This is a genomic window from Bacterioplanes sanyensis, assembly GCF_002237535.1.
Lineage (GTDB): Bacteria > Pseudomonadota > Gammaproteobacteria > Pseudomonadales > Oceanobacteraceae > Bacterioplanes > Bacterioplanes sanyensis_A.
This window is the reverse complement of the sequence record NZ_CP022530.1, coordinates 561,392-581,964: the sequence shown is the minus strand read 5'-3', so window position 1 is coordinate 581,964 and position 20,573 is coordinate 561,392. Positions and strand designations below refer to the sequence as shown.

16 protein-coding genes, 1 pseudogene and 1 riboswitch are annotated in these 20,573 nt (G+C 55.2%); of the genes and pseudogenes, 8 read left to right on the top strand and 9 right to left on the bottom strand.

The window, feature by feature from the left end; translation table 11 throughout:
* Positions 1–15 precede the first annotated feature (15 nt).
* Positions 16–447 (top strand): hypothetical protein, encoded by a 432-nt coding sequence (locus CHH28_RS02610; protein WP_094058844.1) that lies wholly within the window; start codon positions 16–18, stop codon positions 445–447.
* A 56-nt stretch (positions 448–503) separates the two neighbouring features.
* Here CHH28_RS02610 and nadN read toward each other — a convergent pair whose 3' ends face one another.
* Positions 504–2,375, bottom strand: a complete 1,872-nt coding sequence (nadN, locus tag CHH28_RS02605) for an NAD nucleotidase (protein WP_094058843.1) — start codon at positions 2,373–2,375, stop codon at positions 504–506.
* 135 nt (positions 2,376–2,510) lie between these two features.
* Between nadN and CHH28_RS02600 the strand changes: the two genes are divergently transcribed.
* Positions 2,511–3,386 carry an ABC transporter six-transmembrane domain-containing protein gene (locus CHH28_RS02600; RefSeq protein ID WP_094058842.1) on the top strand — a complete coding sequence of 292 codons (876 nt, stop codon included), beginning with the start codon at positions 2,511–2,513 and terminating at the stop codon, positions 3,384–3,386.
* Here CHH28_RS02600 and CHH28_RS02595 read toward each other — a convergent pair.
* The 3 genes from CHH28_RS02595 to CHH28_RS02585 all read right to left on the bottom strand — a co-directional run bounded on the left by CHH28_RS02595 (position 3,349) and on the right by CHH28_RS02585 (position 5,413).
* Complete coding sequence (locus CHH28_RS02595; RefSeq protein ID WP_094058841.1) at positions 3,349–3,951, bottom strand: hypothetical protein; 603 nt, start codon at positions 3,949–3,951, stop codon at positions 3,349–3,351. The genes CHH28_RS02600 and CHH28_RS02595 overlap by 38 nt on opposite strands.
* 129 nt (positions 3,952–4,080) lie before the next feature.
* The gene (locus tag CHH28_RS02590; protein ID WP_094058840.1) at positions 4,081–4,470 is read right to left on the bottom strand and encodes a YybH family protein; all 390 of its coding nucleotides are present in this window, start codon (positions 4,468–4,470) and stop codon (positions 4,081–4,083) included.
* A gap of 103 nt (positions 4,471–4,573) precedes the next feature.
* The gene (locus tag CHH28_RS02585; protein ID WP_094058839.1) at positions 4,574–5,413 is read right to left on the bottom strand and encodes a hypothetical protein; all 840 of its coding nucleotides are present in this window, start codon (positions 5,411–5,413) and stop codon (positions 4,574–4,576) included.
* Between the two features lie 306 nt (positions 5,414–5,719).
* Between CHH28_RS02585 and CHH28_RS02580 the strand changes: the two genes are divergently transcribed.
* Positions 5,720–6,637: a hypothetical protein gene (locus tag CHH28_RS02580; RefSeq protein ID WP_094058838.1), complete on the top strand. Its 918-nt coding sequence runs from the start codon at positions 5,720–5,722 to the stop codon at positions 6,635–6,637.
* Positions 6,638–6,646: 9 nt separating this feature from the next.
* Here the strand turns inward: CHH28_RS02580 and CHH28_RS02575 are convergent, their stop codons facing one another.
* Positions 6,647–8,038, bottom strand: a complete 1,392-nt coding sequence (locus CHH28_RS02575) for an SLC13 family permease (RefSeq protein WP_420093158.1) — start codon at positions 8,036–8,038, stop codon at positions 6,647–6,649.
* A gap of 41 nt (positions 8,039–8,079) precedes the next feature.
* Positions 8,080–8,222, top strand: a riboswitch (FMN riboswitch).
* 76 nt (positions 8,223–8,298) lie between these two features.
* On the opposite strand from CHH28_RS02575, the gene ribB reads away from it, so the two are divergent.
* From ribB to CHH28_RS20475, 3 genes and pseudogenes are all read left to right on the top strand, one after another.
* Positions 8,299–8,955 carry a 3,4-dihydroxy-2-butanone-4-phosphate synthase gene (gene ribB / locus CHH28_RS02570; protein ID WP_094058836.1) on the top strand — a complete coding sequence of 219 codons (657 nt, stop codon included), beginning with the start codon at positions 8,299–8,301 and terminating at the stop codon, positions 8,953–8,955.
* Positions 8,956–9,072: 117 nt separating this feature from the next.
* Entirely contained in the window at positions 9,073–9,432 is a 360-nt protein-coding gene (locus CHH28_RS02565) for a GNAT family N-acetyltransferase (protein ID WP_199243987.1), read from the top strand.
* Positions 9,433–9,634: 202 nt separating this feature from the next.
* A pseudogene (locus tag CHH28_RS20475) lies at positions 9,635–9,811 on the top strand (GNAT family N-acetyltransferase); the annotation flags it as partial.
* Between the two features lie 117 nt (positions 9,812–9,928).
* Here CHH28_RS20475 and CHH28_RS02555 read toward each other — a convergent pair.
* Together CHH28_RS02555 and CHH28_RS02550 are read right to left on the bottom strand one after the other, a co-directional pair.
* The gene (locus tag CHH28_RS02555; RefSeq protein WP_233243719.1) at positions 9,929–11,311 is read right to left on the bottom strand and encodes a M17 family metallopeptidase; all 1,383 of its coding nucleotides are present in this window, start codon (positions 11,309–11,311) and stop codon (positions 9,929–9,931) included.
* 98 nt (positions 11,312–11,409) lie between these two features.
* Complete coding sequence (locus CHH28_RS02550) at positions 11,410–11,730, bottom strand: hypothetical protein (protein WP_094058834.1); 321 nt, start codon at positions 11,728–11,730, stop codon at positions 11,410–11,412.
* Between the two features lie 179 nt (positions 11,731–11,909).
* Here CHH28_RS02550 and CHH28_RS02545 point away from each other — a divergent pair, with 179 nt between their 5' ends.
* On the top strand, positions 11,910–12,908 hold the full coding sequence (locus CHH28_RS02545; RefSeq protein ID WP_094061959.1) for an LLM class flavin-dependent oxidoreductase: 999 nt from the start codon (positions 11,910–11,912) through the stop codon (positions 12,906–12,908).
* 2 nt (positions 12,909–12,910) lie between these two features.
* Positions 12,911–13,198 (top strand): hypothetical protein, encoded by a 288-nt coding sequence (locus CHH28_RS02540; RefSeq protein WP_094058833.1) that lies wholly within the window; start codon positions 12,911–12,913, stop codon positions 13,196–13,198.
* On the opposite strand, the gene pbpC is transcribed toward CHH28_RS02540, so the two are convergent.
* Together pbpC and CHH28_RS02530 are read right to left on the bottom strand one after the other, a co-directional pair.
* On the bottom strand, positions 13,195–15,483 hold the full coding sequence (pbpC, locus tag CHH28_RS02535) for a penicillin-binding protein 1C (protein ID WP_094058832.1): 2,289 nt from the start codon (positions 15,481–15,483) through the stop codon (positions 13,195–13,197). The two genes, CHH28_RS02540 and pbpC, sit on opposite strands and share 4 nt — an antisense overlap.
* Positions 15,483–20,561 (bottom strand): MG2 domain-containing protein, encoded by a 5,079-nt coding sequence (locus CHH28_RS02530; RefSeq protein WP_094058831.1) that lies wholly within the window; start codon positions 20,559–20,561, stop codon positions 15,483–15,485. The genes pbpC and CHH28_RS02530 overlap by 1 nt, the downstream gene beginning before the upstream one ends.
* Positions 20,562–20,573: the final 12 nt, after the last annotated feature.

The window sequence follows — 20,573 nt, the reverse complement described above, 5'->3', positions numbered from 1 at the left end:
AATGAGGAATAAGGAATGAAAGTTTTCAACTCTATAGTTGCTGTTTTTTTTGTGGTTATTTCATGCTCTTCGTATGCCGAGGACTTTAAGAACTTAGAGCTAATTGATTTTGATGGTCCAACTGACTGCTGTTGGCGGGTACACTCGATGTCTAATCCTAGTTATCATCTGGAAGGCTTGCAGTACGACGGGTCTGGTCTGATTGTAAAGGGTCGACTGATCGTCGAAGGACTGTACTTAGAGCACACATTGACCGGTAATGCAGTGAGTGCATACGGTAACTATTATTTAGACCTGAATATACGCGGGTATAATACCTATGAGGCCAGCTACGACAATGATACAGGCATTTATACAATTGTTGTCAGATCTTCAGTATATGACCCAGAAACTCGAATGGGACGTCCGCTAACCTTTAAATTTGAAGAGAGCGCTGAAGTTCAATAACTCAGGTACGATATTGTAATAAAAACCCCTGGCCGCATTGCGGCCAGGGGTTTTTATTATTGCGCTGCCGGTACAAATGACTGCGTAGAGTACTCATCCGTCGCTGGTTTATTTAATGTGCCCTGAACGCGCACATAGTCAACAAACGACTGGGCGTAATCCAGATACGTGTCTTCGGCGCGGCCATCATCGCTGACGCTACCAAAGGTGGCGTAACCGTCGCGACCGCCGGAGGTAAAGCTATTGCTCACCACTTGCAGGGATTCAGAATCCTGCAATGGGCGCCATTCACCACTGGCGCGTGGATTAACCTCAATATCGTACAAACGGCTGCCCGCGGTGCGGTTCATATTGACTTTCCAGCGCAGGCCTGCGGCATAAGGGTAAGCACCGCTTGAGCCATCTGGGTTGTGAGCGAAGTCGACGGCTTCATTTAATACCGTGCGAATTTCAGCACCAGTCATGTTCAAGTTCACCAAGGTGTTGGCAAACGGCAGCACGGTATACGCATCACCAATGGTGATGTTGCCAGCAGGCACGTCCACGCGCACGCCACCCGCGTTTTGAATGGCAACGTCCGCTTCTTTGCTCTGATACAAGAACGCCTGAGCGACCAAGTTAGCGATATCACCACCGCGCTGTGCTGTGCTGCTTGCCGGACAATCTGGCAGCGTGCTACGGCCTTGGCCAGGAATACGTTCCAGGCATAGGTTTTCCGTGGCTGTGCCAATCACCTCGTTGCGGAAATCATCGAGCTGAGCGGTGTAAGTGTCGAGCTTGGCTTGTACGCTGGCATCGGGTGTCACCAGGCTTAATTGCGGCGCAGCGGCCAGTGCAGACTGAATGGCGGCCAGTTCATCACCGCTTGGGTTGTACTCTTCGCCCGCGTCATCTTCACGCACGATGGGCTCTCCCAACAATAAATGCGGCGTGCCAGTACAGCTGCTGACTTTACCTTCGCCATCAAACTCGACTTTCAACTCGCCGACAATTTGCGAATATTGCCACGCCTGCACCACACACGCTTTATCGCCATCGCCATTGGTCACTTGCGTTGGATAGTCTCCGGCACTGGTTAAGCCATAACTGGAAAAATCGCCCAATAAGGTGTGTGAATCACCGCCGACAATGACATCTACACCGCGCAGGCTTTGCGCCAGGGTCACCTCGTTGGCGTATTGGTAGTGGCTTAATACCACGATTTTATTCACACCTTGCTGTTGCAGCTCGTCGATGGTGGCTTGCGCGGTGGTGAGTTCATCGAGGAACTCGGTGGTGGCCAGCGGGCTGGAGCTGTTTTTGGTTTTATTGGCGATATCAATGCCAATAATACCGACCTGCTGACCGCTAACCTCTTTAATAACGTAAGGTTGGATGTAGTCCGTCGCGGTTTGCGGTGCCAGCGGGGTGCCGATGGCCGGTTTTACATTGGCGGCCAGTACCGGCGTGTTACAGCTGCCTTGGTTTAACTCATCGAGAAACAGTTTCAACCCTTCATCGCCGCGGTCAAATTCGTGATTGCCAAGAGCGAAGGCATCAAAGCACACCAGGTTCATTAATTCGGCGTCGGCCTTGCCTTCAAACGAGGTGAAATACAGAGTACCAGTAATGGCATCGCCGGCATGCAGCTTCAGTACGTTATCCAGCGCTTGTTCGCGCTCATTCATTTTCGCGGCAACGCGAGCAAAGCCGCCACTGGCAAACTCAGTCTCCTGGCCTGCGATGGTCAGGGTTTGGTCGTCTTCTTCCAGGTGTGAATGATGGTCATTAATGTGCAGGATATTCAGCGTCATCGCCTCGCCCGCTTTCGGTGCTGGCGTGCTGTTGTCGTTGTCATCATCATCTGAGCCGCAACCACCTAACGTAAGCAGGGGCAACATCATCAGCCATAATTGTTTGCGCGTGGCATTCGCCAGAGTGGTCGTCATTAGGGTTGTCTCCATTCCTTGTTCTGAGCTGTGAGCGTTATAGCTGCCTAGAGTGTGGCGTTTTCGTGACATTGGTGTGACGGTCGCAGCGTTTGCACATATAGTCCGGCTAGGGCTAACCAACAGAGCGCACTCATGCTTACTTCCACTAAAAAACTGTCCATCGGTGCCATCATTCGGCATTTTCGCGGCAAGGTTGCCATCACTTGGGGACTGACGCTACTGGAAACCACCTTATTCGCCTTTATTCCGTTGCTGCTCGGGCTGTCGATTGATGGCTTGCTGGCGGATGATTGGCAGTCTTTTTATTACTTGCTGGCAGTGCTGGCGGCGTTGTTGATCGTCGCCACCGGGCGGCGTGTATACGATACCCGCGCCTATGGCACCATTCGCGTGGAGTTAAATAAAGCGCTGTTTTTGCGTTCGGAGTCGGTGCCGATCTCGTCAATGAATGCCCGTGCCTTGATGGCCAGAGAGCTGGTGGACTTTCTTGAAACCGAAGCACCGGAGGCAATGACCTCGGTTGTGCACGTGGTGGTATCGCTGATTATCTTATTCACTTTTCACTCCACATTGGCCTTATCGGCAGGGTTGGCGACCATTGCCATTGTTGCTATTTATGCACTGGCGGCGGGGCATTTTTTGCGAGTCAATCGCGATTTAAATGAGCAGTCGGAGCGCCAAGTGGTGGCCTTAGAAAGTCGCGATATCAAGCGCGTGACCCAGCATTTTTTAATCATGCGGCGACACGAAGTGCGCTTGTCGGACACCGAAAGCGTGGTGTACGGCATTATATTTTTTGTGATGCTGTCGATGCTGGCATTTAACCTGTGGTTTGCCGCGACACAAGCCGATGCCAGTACGGGGGAGATTTTCTCCATCGTCACCTATTCGTTTGATTTTGTGCAGTCTGCGGTGGCGTTGCCGATCGTGTTGCAAACGCTGACACGCTTGCAGGAGATCACCGAGCGGATCAATTCGAAGGTAAATCCTGAGTCGTCTTCTCGTTAGCCCTGTCAGTGGCATTTGCACGCTGGACTTTCAGCGTCGATAACGACAGTTGTGAGCCATCGACCAAGGTGAAAAAGCCTTCTTGGCTGGATAACTGCAGATCAATCCAAACGCTTACAAACTCGGCGTTGGCCGGGTAGCGTTTGATTTTGGGCACCACACGAATCATAACGTTATCGGCTTTGTGCTGGCGCAAATACGCTTGCAACTCAGTAAATGCGGGCCGTGACTCGGGCTGCAACTGCAAGCGATAGGTGGTGGCGGCGATGTCGGAGCCAAACAGGCCGCCGTCGATAACCGACGCCTGTGTACTCAAGCGTTGCAAATCAAACCGCCCACTATGGTGATTGTGCTCGGACGACAGCTCGAATCCCAGCCAACTGCGCTCAATGTTCAATTCAAACCCTTGTGGCACCGTGATCTTCACCTGAATGTCACCGGCTTGCAGGGCATTAAAGTCCTGCCAATCAAAGGTGCTCAATTTGGCCATGGTCGACAGTGGCACCGACGTACAAGCGCTGATGGCGGTGCATAGAAAAAAGGCCAGAGTCAGAATTCGAAACATAAATACGCTCACTGAAGGTGGTGAAGGCCAACCGCCGTCACTGCAGCGGTTGCTCTGGCCCGTGGTTCTAGGGCTTGGTGTTCTCGGCCCTACTGCTGAAGCGTTGTGGCTGTTTGGCAGCAGAGCCGCTCAGCCTGAGTGATCCGGCAGCATGGTGTTCTGGTCGAGCAGCAATCGCCATTGCTCATCTTCGAGCACAAAGGTTAGGCTGAGGAAATACCGCAAGCGATAGGGTTTGCCGTCTGGGTCGAGATCGTCGTACACCACAGAAAATAGAGCATTGGCCATCTCTGCCGTTTGTGTTGTGGACAGTTGCTCCAGCGTCATTGACCAGTCTGGGTCTGCAAACCAGTGCTGATGAAACTCGGCAATGGCATCATAGCCTTGCATTAAGGTGCCGTTGGGTAAAATCAGCGTGAGACGCTCGTCTTGAATCAGAGTGTCACAAAAAGCCTTGATGTCTTTGCGTCGAATAGTGTCTAAATGATGCGCCAGCGCATGCTCAAACGATGAATTCATGGTGGTTCTGTATTCCCGTCATAACTTTGGCCACATCATAGGGGGTTAGTCAGACGGCATACAACACCGAGGCCGGGTTGATAGCGCAATAATAGCAATAACTTTACGGCTCATCGGAGTGCCAGTAATCGGCGGGAATGCTGTGGTAGATGTCGTTAAACCAGGGGTGCTCGATATCGATCACCCAGCGCTTCGGCAAATTAGAGCGTTGCAAGGCTTGCTTGACCAGCGGGTGATTATAAAAAAACGTGAGATAACTGCCGTCCTCATAACCCAGTTCAAACCCGCGTTGTAGTGCTTGTGCCAGTGCTTGGTTTTCTGGGTGCACGTAAAAGAAAACAGCAGAAGGGTAGCGCAGTAAAATATGCGGTTCGATCATTAGGTTGGTCAGCTCCGGCCTGTCGTGTAATTCACCGTACACTTCAAGGATTCCACGCGAGAAATAGCCGGTATGGCCACGATCCATGCTGACAAATATTTCGTCGTAAATTCTTTCGTAGACTGGCATACGATTGGCGGTAAACAGCGCTACCTCAGGCCAGCCAAACCCCAGTAATGCCGCATGTTGTTGTAAATCCTGCAATGATTTCACCATCGCATAATCGGCCTGCTGCTGTTGATGAATCACCAACAAGCGGTTGCCGATCAAACCACGCGTAATGGGGTAGCGTATGGCCAGCAGCGCGTCGCCCAGCTCTTCGGTGAAACCCGCGTAAATAACATCGATTTCACGCTGGCGTAGCATGATGACTTTGCGTTTTTGCGTGGAGGTGGGGTGGTCTGTATGGATGAGCTGGTATTCCTCGCCCGACTTGTCCAACAGCCAGACCAGCGCATCCATATAAATATTACTCTGGCGGCTATCGCTGACGCGTACCTCCATGGCAGCCAGTGCAGCTTGAGAAAACAACAGCAACGCGCATACAAATAAGCGGACGGACATTGGCGTACCTAAGCAATCTGCCCCTGTGCCGCAGGATGCAACACACTAATAGCAGCATAGAGCATGTTGGCGCTGCCCAGCTGGTTGTGTCGCATCTGTCGTAAACCGAAGAAACCTCTTAGTCATTCGGTGTCTGTTCTGGGTCCTTCAGGCCCAATGCAGACTGCAGGGCTAGGGGCTAGGGGCTAGGGGCTAGGGGCTAGGGGCTAGGCCGATTGTGAGTTATGGTTCCTGCTCAACAAACAGGGACGTAACGCGCTCATGCCTCCAACACTTATGCCAACAAGATGCATAGCAACACTATGCATGCCAGCACAACGATTACACCGGGTGGCATTCATACTGCTACTGGCCTCGCTGCTAGGGGGATGCACCGATTCGGACTGGTACAAGCAGCAAGTCGCCAAGCAAAAACAGGCGCAAGACCCATATGCCCACCTGCCAAATAACCCGCCGGCAGAGGGCAGTTGTGTCGGTTGGCAACGCAATCTGGCGCATGGGGTACAGATCTATGAGATCGAAAGCTGTTTGTATCAACAGCTACGAGAAGATCGCACGGCCGCCATCGCCGATGCCAATGCCCTAAGTGCGTGGCACATTCGCTCGCAGCCAGGCTCTGAGCTAAAGGCTTTAATCGCCACCTTGGTGCAGTTTCCACAGCCCGGCAGTTTACAGGCCTACCTCAACGAGCTGGGCTTGCTGCCAAACCCACCCGGCGAATACAACGACTTAAATAACGCTGTGACGGCAATCGATTATTTGCGAGAAATGGGCAACAGTGTTTGGTTTGATGCCGAGACCGGTGTGTATCCGAATCAGCATGATTATTTAATGGCCAGCATTGTCGACAGCACAGATTTAGCCGCGACGGAATTTAGCGAAACCCCACCTGGGCTGGATGCTTCCTATGACGTACCTTATCAACTTGAAGCCAGTATTAACGGTAAAACATACCAGCAAGAGGCACGCAACTTGGGCGACTGGTACGACTTGGAGGCGGTGCTTACCTTGCTGAATCAACTCGCCGTTGACCAAGATAGCCAATATCGCTTCGTGCTGCTGCCCACGGGGGATCAAACGGCGATCGTCTGGGCAGCCAATGCTGATGCTTTAAATACGTTGCTGGCCAAGCAGCTTATTGAGCTGAGCCCGGCAGAGTTGTCACTGGCCACCGGCAAAGCCTTTGAGCAAGCGGTACAGACTCAGTATGGCGCAGTGGAATGATGAAGCGACTTAACGCGTCAGCGGCCAAAACAGCATCAATAAACTCAAGGTCACAGCGGCAATAAACAGGTTCATCGGAACACCGACCTTTAAAAAATCGGCAAAGCGATAACCGCCGGGGCCGTAGACCATTAAATTGGTTTGATAACCCAGCGGCGTGGCGAAGCTGGCGGAGGCGGCCATCATAATGGCGAATACAAACGGCTCATGTGCTAGGCCAGCTTTGTCGGTCATTTCTAACACGATGGGCAGCATCAGCACGGCGGAGGCATTATTGGTAATGGTCTCGGTTAATAGCGACACTGCGATGTAAGTTAGAATCAGCATTAACCAAGGCGTGGCGCCGCTTACATCGATAATGCCATTGGCCAGCAGTTCGGCCACACCGGTTTGCTGCAGTGCGGTGCCCAGCGCAAAAGAGGCGGCAATGGTGATTAGCACGGTTAAATCCAAGCTGCGCTCGGCCTGATTAACGCTGCAGCAGCCGGTAAAAATCATCAGCCCCGCAGCAATTAATGCGGCATTCAACATCGACAGCACACCCACGGCGGCCAAGCCAACGGCTACAAGTAAAATTCCCCAAGATAAATACGCACGCTCATGGCGCGGTGCTTCGGCGTTAAGGTCGTTGACCAATAAAAAATCTTTGTTGTAACGCTGGCGGGTAACAAATGCTGGGCGGGCTTCCAGAAATAAGGTATCACCGGCTTTGAGGCGGATATTGCCCAGGTTACCGGTGACGCGCTCGCCATTTCTGGCCACGGCCAGTACGACTGCGCCATAACGATCACGGAATTTAGCGTCGCGAATATTTTTACCCAAGGCGGCGCAATGTGGTGATACCACGGCTTCCACCAAGCGGCGTTCGGCGCGGTCGCGGTTTAACGTGGCCGAATGGCCATTTTCGGGCGAGGGCAAAATGCCATTAATACGCAGCAAATCAGAAATGGCCTGGGTATCGCCAGCAAATACCAAGCGATCGCCCGCTTGCAACACCTCTTCCGAGGGCACCGCCGTGACTAGAGTGCCGCCTTGGCGCTCCACTTCGGCCAAATACACGCGCTCTAAATGGCGTAGGCCAGCTTGAGCTACAGTTTTACCGACCAGCGGGCCATGGGGATCGACGGTGACTTCTAAGGTAAATTCACGCAAATTACCAAACGCTTGCTGCTCGCCTCGGTCGGGCAACCAGCGCGGAAACCACCACCAAATAAATGCCATGCCGAGCACAGCCACCGGCGCGCCAATGAGTGTAATGGAGAATAAGGAAAAGCCATCGTCACCGGTGAGCTGTTGGTACTGGCCATTCACCACCAAATTGGTGCTGGTGCCCACCAGCGTCAGACTGCCGCCCAAAATGGCGGTATAGCTGAGCGGAATCATCAACTTGGATGGCGCGATGCTAGTGAAACATTTATTATGCGAGCGCTCATTTATATGAGCATTATTCTCAGGGCGGGGTGGAAGTCCCCACCGGCGGTATATCCATAGGTTGGATGAGCCCGCGAGCGCTCGTGTATCGAGGTCAGCAGATCTGGTGAGAGGCCAGAGCCGACGGTAATAGTCCGGATGAGAGAGAATAGAGCGACACTAACCCAGGTTGGTGGCGTTCCTTTTGCTCGCAATTTGCCCTGATTCTGGTCTTTATTTGGAGTAACACCATGAATCAGTCTTCTTTATTGGCCGAGTTCGGCCTCCCAATACAGCGTGTTGAGCGCGCCATTGCCGCCTTGCAGTCAGGCCAGGGCATTTTACTGCTAGACGATGAACATCGCGAAAACGAAGGTGACATTATTTATTCGGTAGAGCACTTAACCACCGAGCAAATGGCGCTGATGATTCGCGAGTGCAGTGGCATTGTGTGTTTGTGCTTAACCGATGAGCAGGCGAATCGCTTGCAATTGCCTCCCATGGTGGCGAATAACAACAGCGCCAATCAAACGGCTTTTACCGTTTCGATTGAGGCCAAAACAGGAGTGACCACCGGGGTTTCGGCGAAAGACAGAGTGGTGACGATTAAAACAGCAGCGGCAGAGCATGCTAAAGCGGATGATCTCGCCCGGCCGGGTCATGTATTTCCGCTGCGAGCACGAACGGGTGGTGTGCTAACTCGTCGTGGTCACACTGAAGGCACCATCGATTTAATGCAAATGGCCGGTTTGCAGCCAGCGGGTGTTTTATGTGAATTAACCAACCCAGATGGCACCATGGCAAAAACGGCAGAGGTGGTCGAATTTGGCCGTACGCATAACATGCCGGTATTGACCATTGAAGACATTGTTCAATATCGTCAAAGCACGGAGAAAAAGCTGGCTTAAGTCGTTATTGTTAGTTATCGATATTGAGTGTCGGGGCAAGGCCCCGGCACTGTATATTCTTCCGTTATCGAGTTATGTCAGCATCCAGTGCATCTGGAAACGTAAAATGAAGCCACCTTGTATGCTTCCCGGATTATTCTAAGAACCATTCAGAAAGCAGATGGCGATGATCTATTCGAGATTTATGCTGATGCTAAAACCATGCAGTTTGCCTCGGACCCTGTTTTTTCATCTAGAGCTATGATCGAGCAAATGTTAGACAGCGTGGCAAGGTTAGAGCAGTCGGGTGAATCGTTGGAATGGGCGATTGTCGAGCGACAGAGCAGCAAAGTAATCGGAACATGTGGTTTACATAGCTTTAGTGATAACGGCCAAAGTTGTGAGGTTGGCTGCCTGCTTGAGGCACCTCTGAATAATTCGGTGCCCGCTCTGGATCGCCAGAGGATTTCAGATCACGAAGCCGGTTTGCCGCTCTAGCCAGCTACAGCAAAAATCGGCGACACTGAGCTGGAGTTCTCTGGCATTCCCCTTAGGGTGCGGGCCGCAGGCCTTCATAACGTCGTTGGCGATGTTGAAAAGGGCTGGCCATTTCCTGCCATCACCGCCTTGTTCTGAAAGCCCGCTGCACTCGCGCAGAGCTGTGCAGAATTATTCAGAGGTGCCTTAATCCTACTGGCGGCAAGGCTTTATGACAGAGGCCCTTGGTTTGTTATTCACCTATGCCAAGTCCGTAGGCATTAATATTTTTTATGCTGATATTGATGAGGGTAACGTTCGTTCCCAGGCTTTGTTTAAAAAACTGGGTTTTGAGCTGGGTAAGGAAGGACATATATACGAACTTCAGATAGGAACGTAGACGTCTTGTGGGCCATGATATAAATGGTTTTTAGTACAAGCTGAGAAAAAATCGTGGATAAAATAAGAGGGCTGGCTCAATGCCGAGCCAGCCTTCTCAATTAACCAATTTAGTGCATTAGCGTTTTAGCCACGCCTGGGTAAAGCGCACACCAAAGCCGGTTTGCTCGGTAGCGACATGGGCCAAACCACCTTTATGGTTAGCGGCGGATAAATCAATATGCAGCCAAGGCGTATCGTGCTCGATAAAGCGGCTTAAAAAACGCGCCGCATTAATATGGTCCGGCGCACGGCCCGGATTGCATTGCTGCACGTCGGCGATATCGCTGTCGATGTCGTCGTCGTAGTCTTTATCTAATGGCATGGGCCATACGCGTTCGCCTGAGACTCGGCCTGTGTCGATAAGGGCCTGGGTCCACTCTTCTTGATTAGTAAAGGCACCGGAGGTGCGCGTACCCAATGCCGATACGCAGGTACCGGTTAAGGTTGCGTAATCAATCACCTGTTGCGGCTTTTCGCGGCTGGCCAGTGTTAAGGTATCGGCCAGCACCATGCGGCCTTCGGCATCGGTATCGACAATTTCAATGCTGGTGCCATTGAGTGCGGTAACAATTTCGTTGGCGTGGTAGGCCTTGGGGCCAATGTGGTTATTCACCAGCGCCAGCCAGCCGCGCAGGTTAATGGCCTGCTGTTGGCGCACAGCGCTGAGCAGTGTGCCCACCACCACGGCACTGCCGGTCATATCGCCGTGCATGCCAAACATATAGCCGCCGGTTTTCAGGTTGTAGCCACCGGTGTCCATGCAGACGCCTTTACCCACCAGAGCAGTGTGCTGCTCGCTATCAGGCTGGCCCATGTAGCGCAGTTCAACAATGCTGGCTTCTCCGTCATCGGCGCCGCGTGCGACGGCACAAAAAGCGCCAGCACCCATTTTCTCCAAGCTGGCGTAGTCGTGCACGATGACTTCGAGGCCCTGCTTTTGCGCCCACTCCAGCAGCCATTCACGGTAACTGGTGGGGTTAACGTCGCTGACCGGGCGGGTGGCTAAAAAGCGCGTTAACGCATTGCCTTCGGCTTCGGCCTGGCGCTGCTGAATTAATGTGCTGCTTAGCTCGCCTACCAGTTCGATGCGGCTGATTTGCGGCTGCGGGTCGGCCTCACGCTTGTGGGTTGGCAGTTGGTAGATATCAGCCAGTGCGGCACTGAGCAGAGCATCGAGGCCATCGGCATCGTCGGCAACCAGCGTCAGTGTGGTGTCACTGTGATGCCAGCTGCCCTGGATGGCTTTGCGGGCTTGGGTCAGGCGCTCGAAGGCATTGGCGGCGTCTTTGCGTTTAACGAAAGTCCAGCTGTGGCCATGATTCAAGTGGCTACAGCGCTCGCGTGGCGAGTCTTGCAAGGCGGTTAATTGGCTTTGTTTACGCCACTCCAAAACGCTGGTGTCGGGATTGGCGGCATCGACGCAGATGACATCGACATTGCGGTAATCAAAGTTCAGCACGGTGATGGTACCTGTAGAATCGTGTTAACGACGCTCATCATACGCCATCATCGTGCTGCGAATGAATGCCCAGCTGGTTACCCACTGGTGCCGGGGTGTTAGTGCTGGCCGCGGAAGTACAAATCGTAAAAATCGGTTTGCGCTTGCTGGAAGCATTGATCGATGGCTTGTTCATCCGTGTGTTGTTGGCGACAACGCTGTAGGTCTTTGTCGGCCCGCAGCTCATAAATGCGCTCGGCAATACGAGTGTCGTACTCGGCTTCGTGTTCGCATTGCTCCTGCGCATCTTCATTCTGCGGTGACTGCATGCTCAGGCACTCTTTGGTCAGACTGCTGGTGTAGTCATCCATTGGAATGTAGGTCAGTGAACTACAGCCGCTCAGTAGCAAGATCATGGCGGTCAAAATGGTGTTTTTCATGGGACTCCGTGGACCAGTGTCAATAAGTGGCGACAGTGTATCGGATGCGCTGCGCTGGCACACCCTTTGGCGGGCAAGGCATGGGTAAAGCGCAACGCTTTGTTCTTCAGGTATGCCTGCCGCGGCCCTAATGCTTATGGCACTCTGTGCAGTCACTTTTTTCGGCTCGTGGCGACATTATGGCAAGCTTGGCAAATCTTCCTATTTCCCTGTTGGATCTGGCTTCTGTGCCTACGGGCATGGACATCCCTGCAACGTTGCAACGGCTGCAACGCTACGCTCAGCGTGCCGATGAGTTGGGCTTTAAACGCTTCTGGCTGGCCGAGCATCACAACATGGAAGGCATTGCCTCCAGTGCCACCGCGGTGTTGATTGGCCAGTTGGCAGCGCATACACACAATATTCGCATTGGCTCGGGTGGCATTATGTTGCCCAATCATCCACCGCTGGTGGTGGCCGAACAGTTTGGCACCCTAGATGCTTTGTATCCGGGCCGCATCGACCTAGGCTTGGGGCGCGCACCAGGTACCGACCCTATCACCAGCCGTGCATTGCGCCGCGATGACATGCGTGCTGAACGCTTTCCCGAAGAAATCGCCGAGTTGCAAGCTTTGCTCGGCCCAGAGCAAACCAACAAGCGTGTGAAGGCTTATCCTGGAGCCAACAGCCAAGTAGAGATGTTTTTGCTCGGTTCGAGTTTGTTTAGCGCACAGCTCGCTGCCGAGCGCGGCTTGCCTTACGCCTTTGCCGGGCACTTCGCACCGCGCTTGGCGCAGCAAGCGTTGGAGTTGTATCGCACTCACTTCCAACCATCGTCCTCGCTGACAGAGCCCTACGCCATCTTGTGTTTGCCGCTGATATTGGCCGAGGACGATGCTCAGGCGCGCTATTTGGCCACCAGCTCCCAGCAGCGGGTATTGGCCTTGATGCAAGGCCAGCCACTGTATTTACCGCCGCCAGTCGACAATATGGATGAACACTGGAGCGTGATGCAGCAGGCGCAGGTGCAGGATTTTCTGGCCTTATCCGTCGTCGGTGGGCCGGTGAGCGCGCGCTCCAAACTCGAGAGCTTGCTGGCGCAAATGCCGGTGGATGAGCTGATGTTCACCAATGATATTTATGATGAACAGCTTCGCTTACATGCGTTAGACTTGGCTGCTGAATTAGTGTCTGAGTGAGTATGAGCGTGTTGCGAATGGCCTTGCAGAGTCTGGTGTTTGCCATTGTGGGTCTGCTGTTGCTGGGGTTAGCCAGTGCTGATTCCTGCCTGGATGCTGGTGGTGTGGTGGCAGGCCACTGGTTTGCTTGTGACACAGGCGGGGCCGACTTTGTCCCACAGTATTTACGCCCGGCGCCACTGTTTTGGTTAGTCCTAGTGGCACTGTCTTACGCCAGCAGCTGGCTGGCGGTGCGGTTGGCTTCAAAATTATTTGCGAGTTTGTCTGGTCGACTGCGTGAAAGGGCCTAGCTCGCCTCCACCACAAAACTGATTTGATCACTGCTGCCAGCTTGGTCGCTGACGCTGATTTGATAGCGTCCGGCGCTTGGCAAAGGCAGGGTCAGCGTTTGACCGCGCTCGTCTAACAAGCGTCCATTTAAAAACCAATACCAATCCGGCTGACCGCCGACGGCTCGCACACGCAGCGTCGGCTGCTGCTGCGTACTGGCGTGACGGCGTATATGACTGCCGTCGGCAAGCCCCGTGATGCGCAACGGCTCCGCCTGCAACAAGGCCTGCTGGCGCTGACAACGTGGATCTATGGCCGCAATGCGGTTTTGTGTCTGCCAGTCGGGTGGCAGCCACGGCTGCAGCGGTGCTGGCCAGATCGCCACGGTTTTGCTGCGCGCAGGCAGCTCACAGCCAAGGCCAAGGCGCAGACCGCTGTCGCTGGCCACTCTGAGCGTACGCTCACTGCGGTTGTCTTGGCTGGTGAGAGCACGGGTGTGGTGCCAGCTGCGCGGCTGCTGGCCATCGATCAGCCAGGCATCCAAGGCTTCATCACACAACTCGGCCGCTCGTTGCTGGCCGCTGGGCCAGCAAATCGTTTGCCGACTGACGTTATCCGGTTTGTCATGCCAGCGCTGCTCACTGCGTGGCAATAATCGTGCGGCGGCGCGCAGCAGCGGTAAGGCAGTGGCACTGCCGTGGTGGCCGCTCATATTGGTGTTGTCCGGCTGGCCAACCCACACCCCCAAGGTATGGCTGACCGTCGAGGCCACCGCCCAAGTATCTTGCAGGCCAGAGCTGGTGCCGGTTTTCACCGCCAGTCCCGGTTGCTGGCGATCCAGCAACAGTTGCCGAGTCATCCAGGCACTGGCTGGGCTGAGCAGTGGTCTTGGCCGATGAAGGTTGGTATCGGCATCACTCCAGCGCAGCGGCAGCACCTGCCCACCGTTGCCCAGTGCTGTATATAGTTGCACCAGCTCTTGCAGTGACGTGGCAACGCCGCCCAAGGCTAACGCCAAGCTGGGGCCTGCGCCGATGGGCAGCTGTAACTCCGTGCCGGCGGTGTGCAGATCGGCATAAAAGCCGGCGGGGCCGAGCTGCTCTAACACCTGTACAGCAGGAATGTTTAATGAGCGTTGCAGAGCATGGCGCACGCTCACCGGGCCGCTGAAACCGTGCAAAAAATTCTCGGGGCGGTAATCACCAAAGGGCAGCGGCACGTCCATCAGTAGGCTGTCGCTGTGGATCAGGCCCTTATCCATGGCCAGGGCATAAATAAACGGCTTTAGCGTCGAGCCGGGCGAGCGCAGGGCGCTGACCATGTCCACATGGCCAAAGCGGCTGCGGTCACCAAACTTGGCCGAACCCACATACGCTTTAACGGCACCGCTGCCATGCTCGACCACCAATATCGCCACCGACGCCCCGGCCGGCAGACGCTGGCGGGCTTCGCTGGCCAAATTGGCCAGAGCATGCTGCAGCTCAGCGTCGATATAAGTTTGAATGCGGCCTTGCTGTGGCCACTGTTGACGCAAGCGTCGCGCCAGAATCGGTGCCTTTAACGGCGTCGATACCTCGGCCAAGCTGATCGGCTCTTGCAAAGCTTGTTGCAGCTGCTCGCTGGTCAACTGCCCGAACGTTGCCAGTCGCTCTAATACCTTGTTGCGCTGTTGCAAGGCACGTTCAGGGTGGCGGCGTGGGTGATACCAACTCGGTGCTTGCGGTAACCCAGCCAGCAGCGCTGCTTGGGCATCGGTGAGCCAGCGTGCACTGTGGCCAAAATAGTGGCGACTGGCGGTTTCGACCCCTTCGATGGGGCCACCAAAAGGCGCGTGATTGAGGTAATAGGTCAAGATGTCGCGCTTACTGAAGTGCCAATCGATTTGCACAGCGCGCACCATTTGCACCAACTTGCCCAATAAGCCGCGTTGTTGCGGGTAGCGCAAGCGCGCCACTTGCATGGTTAAGGTGGAGCCACCCGAGATGATTTCACCGTGGCGCAAAAACTGCCCGGCTGCGCGCACCAAGGCCAATGGGTTGACGCCCGGATGTTGGTAAAACCAGCGATCTTCATAGGTCAGCAGGGCTTGCAGGTAGTTGTCTGACACCTGCTCGATAGTAGTGGGGTAGCGCCATACACCGCGTTGATCGGCAAAGCGCCGCAGCGGCTCGCCTTGATGATCGACCACCAGGGTGGCACCGGCACGCGGCTGCAAATCGACCGGCGCCAGCCAGTCGATCAGCAACAACACGAGTGGCGGCACCGCCAGCAGCGCTAGCAGCGCCCAGGTGAGCCGCCGTCGCATTAGGGCGTAATCACCAGCTCAGGCAGGGTTTCACCAATGCCGTGTTGATACGGGCGATACATATCTTCAACAAACGGCGTGGGCACCGAATACTTGCCTGGTGTCACCGCCCGCGCCAGATAATACAAATAGCGGCGGCCATAGTTGTCGATTGGCAGAGCGGCGACAAAGCGATCATCGCGGAACTCGACATGCTCGACCCGAGCGCGTTGCTGCCAGCCATCCAGCGGTTGGTCACGAATCATCAATTTGCTCAAATCGACACTGGCATTGGCGAGGTTCTGATTCTCCAGCTCTAGCCCGGCGGGCAGCAAATCCACCACTAGGCCATCGCGTACATAGTGACCTTGCGTGGAGACTTCCAGCTCTACCACCACCAACTCACCGGTCGCCAAGCGCTCGGGTGTGATGACATCGCCATCCAGGTTGTAGTAGCGACGCTCAATCGCCATGCCGCGCTGGGTTGGCTCTGGAGCAACTGCCGGATGGGCGATCATTTCCAAGGTAAGGTACTGACGCTGATCCTGGGCGGTTACACGCTGCAGGCGACTCACTTGATCGGCATCCAATAAGCTGCGGAAGGCCTGCTCCTGATCGATGTTTTGCTCCATGTCGCTGAGTTGAATCAGGCTACGCAGGGGCTGGTCATTTTCATCTAACGCCAGTGAGGCGCGGAACAAGGCATTGCGCTCCTGTGTGCTTAGCCAACGACGTTTTTGCACTTCATCAAACAGTGCCAATAACGGCTCGGCGGTATCAAAGCCGCCAGCTGCCAGCAAGGCAAAGGTCAGTGCCTGGTCGCGCAAGGCGCTGCCGTAATCGCCGTAATAACCCGGCTCATAGCTGATGGTTTTGGCGCGCTGGAATAAGCTGGCTGCTGCGTTGGCGTCGCCACTTAACTGCATAGCACGGGCTAGGTGTGCCCACGGCAGGCCAGATTTCAAATCTTTCTGCAGCGCCTCCATTTCCTGTTGCAAGCGACGCAAGTTCGCCAGCGAGGCCTTGTTGGAGCGCGCCAGCACGTAGGCGGCGTAGGCGCGTGTCGCCAGGCCATAATGCTGGTCGCCACGGTAGGAATACAGCGGCAGTTCGCTGCGTAAATACCGCTGCAAATGCTTTTGCAGATCTTCCAGCATGCCGCCGGGGATGGTGGCACCGGCTTCGCGTGCATCGGTGAGGAAATCGCCAACGTACGCGCTGAGCCAGTTACGCGCATCGCCATTGGACCACAGGCTAAAGCCGCCGCTGCTGGTCTGACGAGGTTGCAGGCGTTTAATCGCATGCTCCAGTTGCTGGCGGCGCAGACCGTCGGTGTAAGGCTCGTTAAAGCGCTGCTGTAACATTTTGCCTAGATCAAAACGTCGGGCAGCATCCGGTGTTACCAATGCCCAAGGGTAACCGCTGCTCGTCGTTTGCTCGGTGCAGCCATAGGGGTAGCGCAACAGTGAATCAAAGTGACCACGGGTATCGATGGGCGGGCTGTTGTCCAGCGTCAACTGGGCCTGCACTGTGCTGGCGATCATGCCCTCCATCGTGAGGTCGTTATCCCAGCTTTGTCCCGGCTCCAGTACCGTTTGGCGGCGTTCAGTTAACGCCGGGTAGGCGGCGCGGCTGTGCAAGGCCCATTGCTGCTCCAGTTTCAGGGTTTGCTCGCCGTCGTTGGCGCTTAAGCTGGCTTCGATGGTGCCGCGTCCTAATTCTTGTGCCAGCACCGGAAAGGTGAGTACCTCGCGTTGCTCGTCACTGAGGTTGAGCTGTTGGCTCCAGCTTTGCGACTTGAGCATGCCGCCAACGCTGAAGGTGACTTCTACGGTTTGGCTTTGGCCAGACAAGTTGGCCACATCCAAGCTCAGCTGCGATTGGTCGCCCAACGCTAAAAAGCGCGGCCGCGATAACTGCATCACCAGCGGGTCGGCGACGGTGGTTTGTGCTTCGGCGCTGCCAACGCTGTGTTCGTTCCAAGCCACTGCCATCAACCGCAAGCGGCCATTAAAGTCGGGAATATCCAGCTCGATCTCGGTCTGAGCGTCGCGAAGGCGCACGGGCTCGGTTTGCCAGGCGATGATTTTGACTTCGTTCTTCGGCTCTTCGCCGCCGCGTACCAGCTCGGCTTCCGATTGCACCAGGCCACCACCAAAGCGCTGGGCAGCGTAATCAAAACCGGCGTTTTCAATGATGCGGTCGTACACATCGAACAGCTGATAGTCATAGCGGCGGGGGCCAAACAAATACCCCAGCGGATCTGGCGTGTTGAAGCGAGTAATGTTGAGCACACCGACATCGACGGCGGCAATGCGCACCCAGACGTCGTCATGTTGCTCGGCGTCGGCCAGATTCACGGTAACCTTGGTTGGCTGGCGCGGTGTGATCTTGTCTTTAACCTGCAGGCTGACATCCAGGCCGGCATCGGTGCGGCGCAGCGGCAGATGGGCAAAACCAAAGGCGCGCTTCGGTGCCACCGAGTGCTTCATGTCACCTGGGGTAAAGACGGTGGCGGTGACGTATATATCGTGGCGCTTCCAGCTCGATTGGGTGGGAATCTCGATGCGCTCGCCGCTGGCCTGCACCTCACGCTGACCGCGCCACAATACGCCGTCGTTACTCTCGACGGTGATGTGTGCCAGGCCATCGGTGGCTGGGGTCATCAACAAGGTGGCGGTGTCGCCGGGCTGATAGCTTTGCTGTTCAAACGCCAGCTGTACCTGGTCGGGTTTTAAGCTATCGCCGGAGCTGCGCCAGCCGCTCCAACGGGTACGGAAGCGATAGCGGTTTACCAGTTGGTTGTCGTCGTTATAAATCTCGACGCGGTAATCGCCGTATTCCACCGGCAGAGCAAGGTCGATGGGCGCGTCGTCATTAAACTCAAGATTTTGACTGTACTCGACGAACTCCAGTGACTCGTAGCGCCAGCGCCAGCCCTCTGAATCGGAGTAGCGCCAGTAGTAGTTGCGGTCTTCACGAATTAAGCGCAGCTGGAAATCATCACCTGAGTGCAGCTCACCGCTGCGATCAGCCAATATGGCTTTAAAACGCACCAAACTGTGGTTGTCTGGGCGTAGCTTAAACTGTGGCTCCAGGCCCACTAATTCATCGCTGCCCCAATGGGTAATGGTGGCTTTGCGGGTGATGGGGCGGCCGCCACTTTCATACACGCTGACGTTGGCAATCAGCGCCAGCGGTGAGCGTAAGTTTTTCCAGTGTTGCAGCGAGACTTTGAGTTTGGCCTCGCCGTTGCCGTCGAGGTCGGTGGGCTGCAGTGTTAGGCGGCGGCGTGAAATTCTTTCGCCTTCGAGGCCGAAAATATAGCTGCTCCAGTCGGCCAGTGGTTTGCGATCCAACTCGGCAATGACAAAGCCATCGACGCGGTTGCCCGACGCTGGGGCACCGTAAAGGTATTGGCTGCTAACCGGAATCGACAGCTCATCACCGGCATCCGTCATGCGCCGGGCTTGATGATCGCCGTCAAACAGTTTGAGTTCGAGTCGTTCGGGCTGAAAGTCTTCCACCTTGACTTCGTAACTGGCGAGCACGGTGTTGGGTTTGGCGCTGCTGGCCAGATTCAGTGTCCAGGGGCCGGTTTTGGCGCTGTCGCTGAGCGTGTGGTTAAACTCATAGTGGCCAGCATCCTGGCGTTGCAAGGTGGCTTTGGCGACCCGGTTGCCGGTGGGATCAATGAGTTTGGCCTCCAGCGGCAGAGCATCGACGGCTTGGCCATCGGCGTCGCGCAGTAGGGCGTTAAACTCCAAGCGCTCGCCACGGCGATACAAATCGCGCGGTGACCAGGCAAATGCCTGCAACTCGCTGTGGCGACTGACGGCGTTGTCGTAGGCGGATAAATCCAGCGCCCGGCGGTCGTAGCGCAACACCGTCATATGGTCGCCGCGGCGGGCGATCAGGGTGTGGCCTTTACTGTGGTAATCGGCAAATACTGCTTCACCGTTTTTATCCACCGGCTGCTCGGCCACCAGCTCTTCGTCGTTGTAGAGTGAAATCGTCACATCGGTCAGCACCTCGCCGGAGGCGATGGAATGGGTATTCACTCGCAGCTGTTGGGCGTTTTTGCGCAGCTGCACACCGATATCACTGACGGTGAAGAAGTTGATTTGATAGTTGTCTTCGTAACGACCGGCGATTTGCATCACCGCCAAATAGGCACCGGGCTGCTGCACCGCGTCAATGTTGCTGAGGTCCAGGTTACGGGTGGTGCGTTGATTGCGCTGATGCTCGATATCAAAACGGCCAGCGAACACCTCTGGGTTGTGCTTGGCAAACTCGTCCAAACGGTAGTAGCGCTCGCTACTGTCAAAGCTCCAGCGGCTCCAACGTGCTAGCTGCTCGTCATTGAGGCGGTGAATGCGAATATCGACGGCATCGACGTTCAGCGTGGTCACCGGCAGAGCCTGACGTACGGCACTCGACAGCACATGACCGCCGCCACTAAAGGCGGCACTGGGCTGGGTACGGCGGGTGGTCAGATTATGTTTGCCGGGGCGCACGATGCGTTTGTTATTGATGGCGCTGAGGCCGGGCTTGATTTCGATGTGGTACTGCGTTGCTGGCTCAACAAACGGATAAATCAGCTTTAAGCCGTCGTCACTGAGTACCCAGTTGTCCTCTGACTGCGGCTCGTCGTTTTGTTTTACCAGCAAAAAACGACGCCAATTTTTATCGGCATCGACCGGCACCGTGGTGCGAATCACCAGCGCCGCGCCGTTATTCCAGGTTTCTTCTTTAACCGAGCTGACGCTCATAGGCTGCTGGCGATAACGTGCTTGCTGATACTGCTGATCTAACGTCTGCAGGCGCTGTTGGTAGTGTTGCAAGACACAGTCGTCGGTTTGGCATTGATCGCGCTGCGCCAACCATTCTCGTTGCTGCTGGCGGATGGCATCGGGCTGTTGATCGAGTGATAACAGCAGCTGGTAGCGTTGCGCCAGGCGTTCGTCTTGCAACGAAATACGGTCGTTAGCGCAAATACGCTGCTCTATCGGTTGGCTGGCTTGCTGGCAATCAAAGCTGGCGGCCTGCACCGAGGCTGCCAATACGCAGCTCAGCAGCAGCGTCAGAATACGAGACATATCACAGTCCTT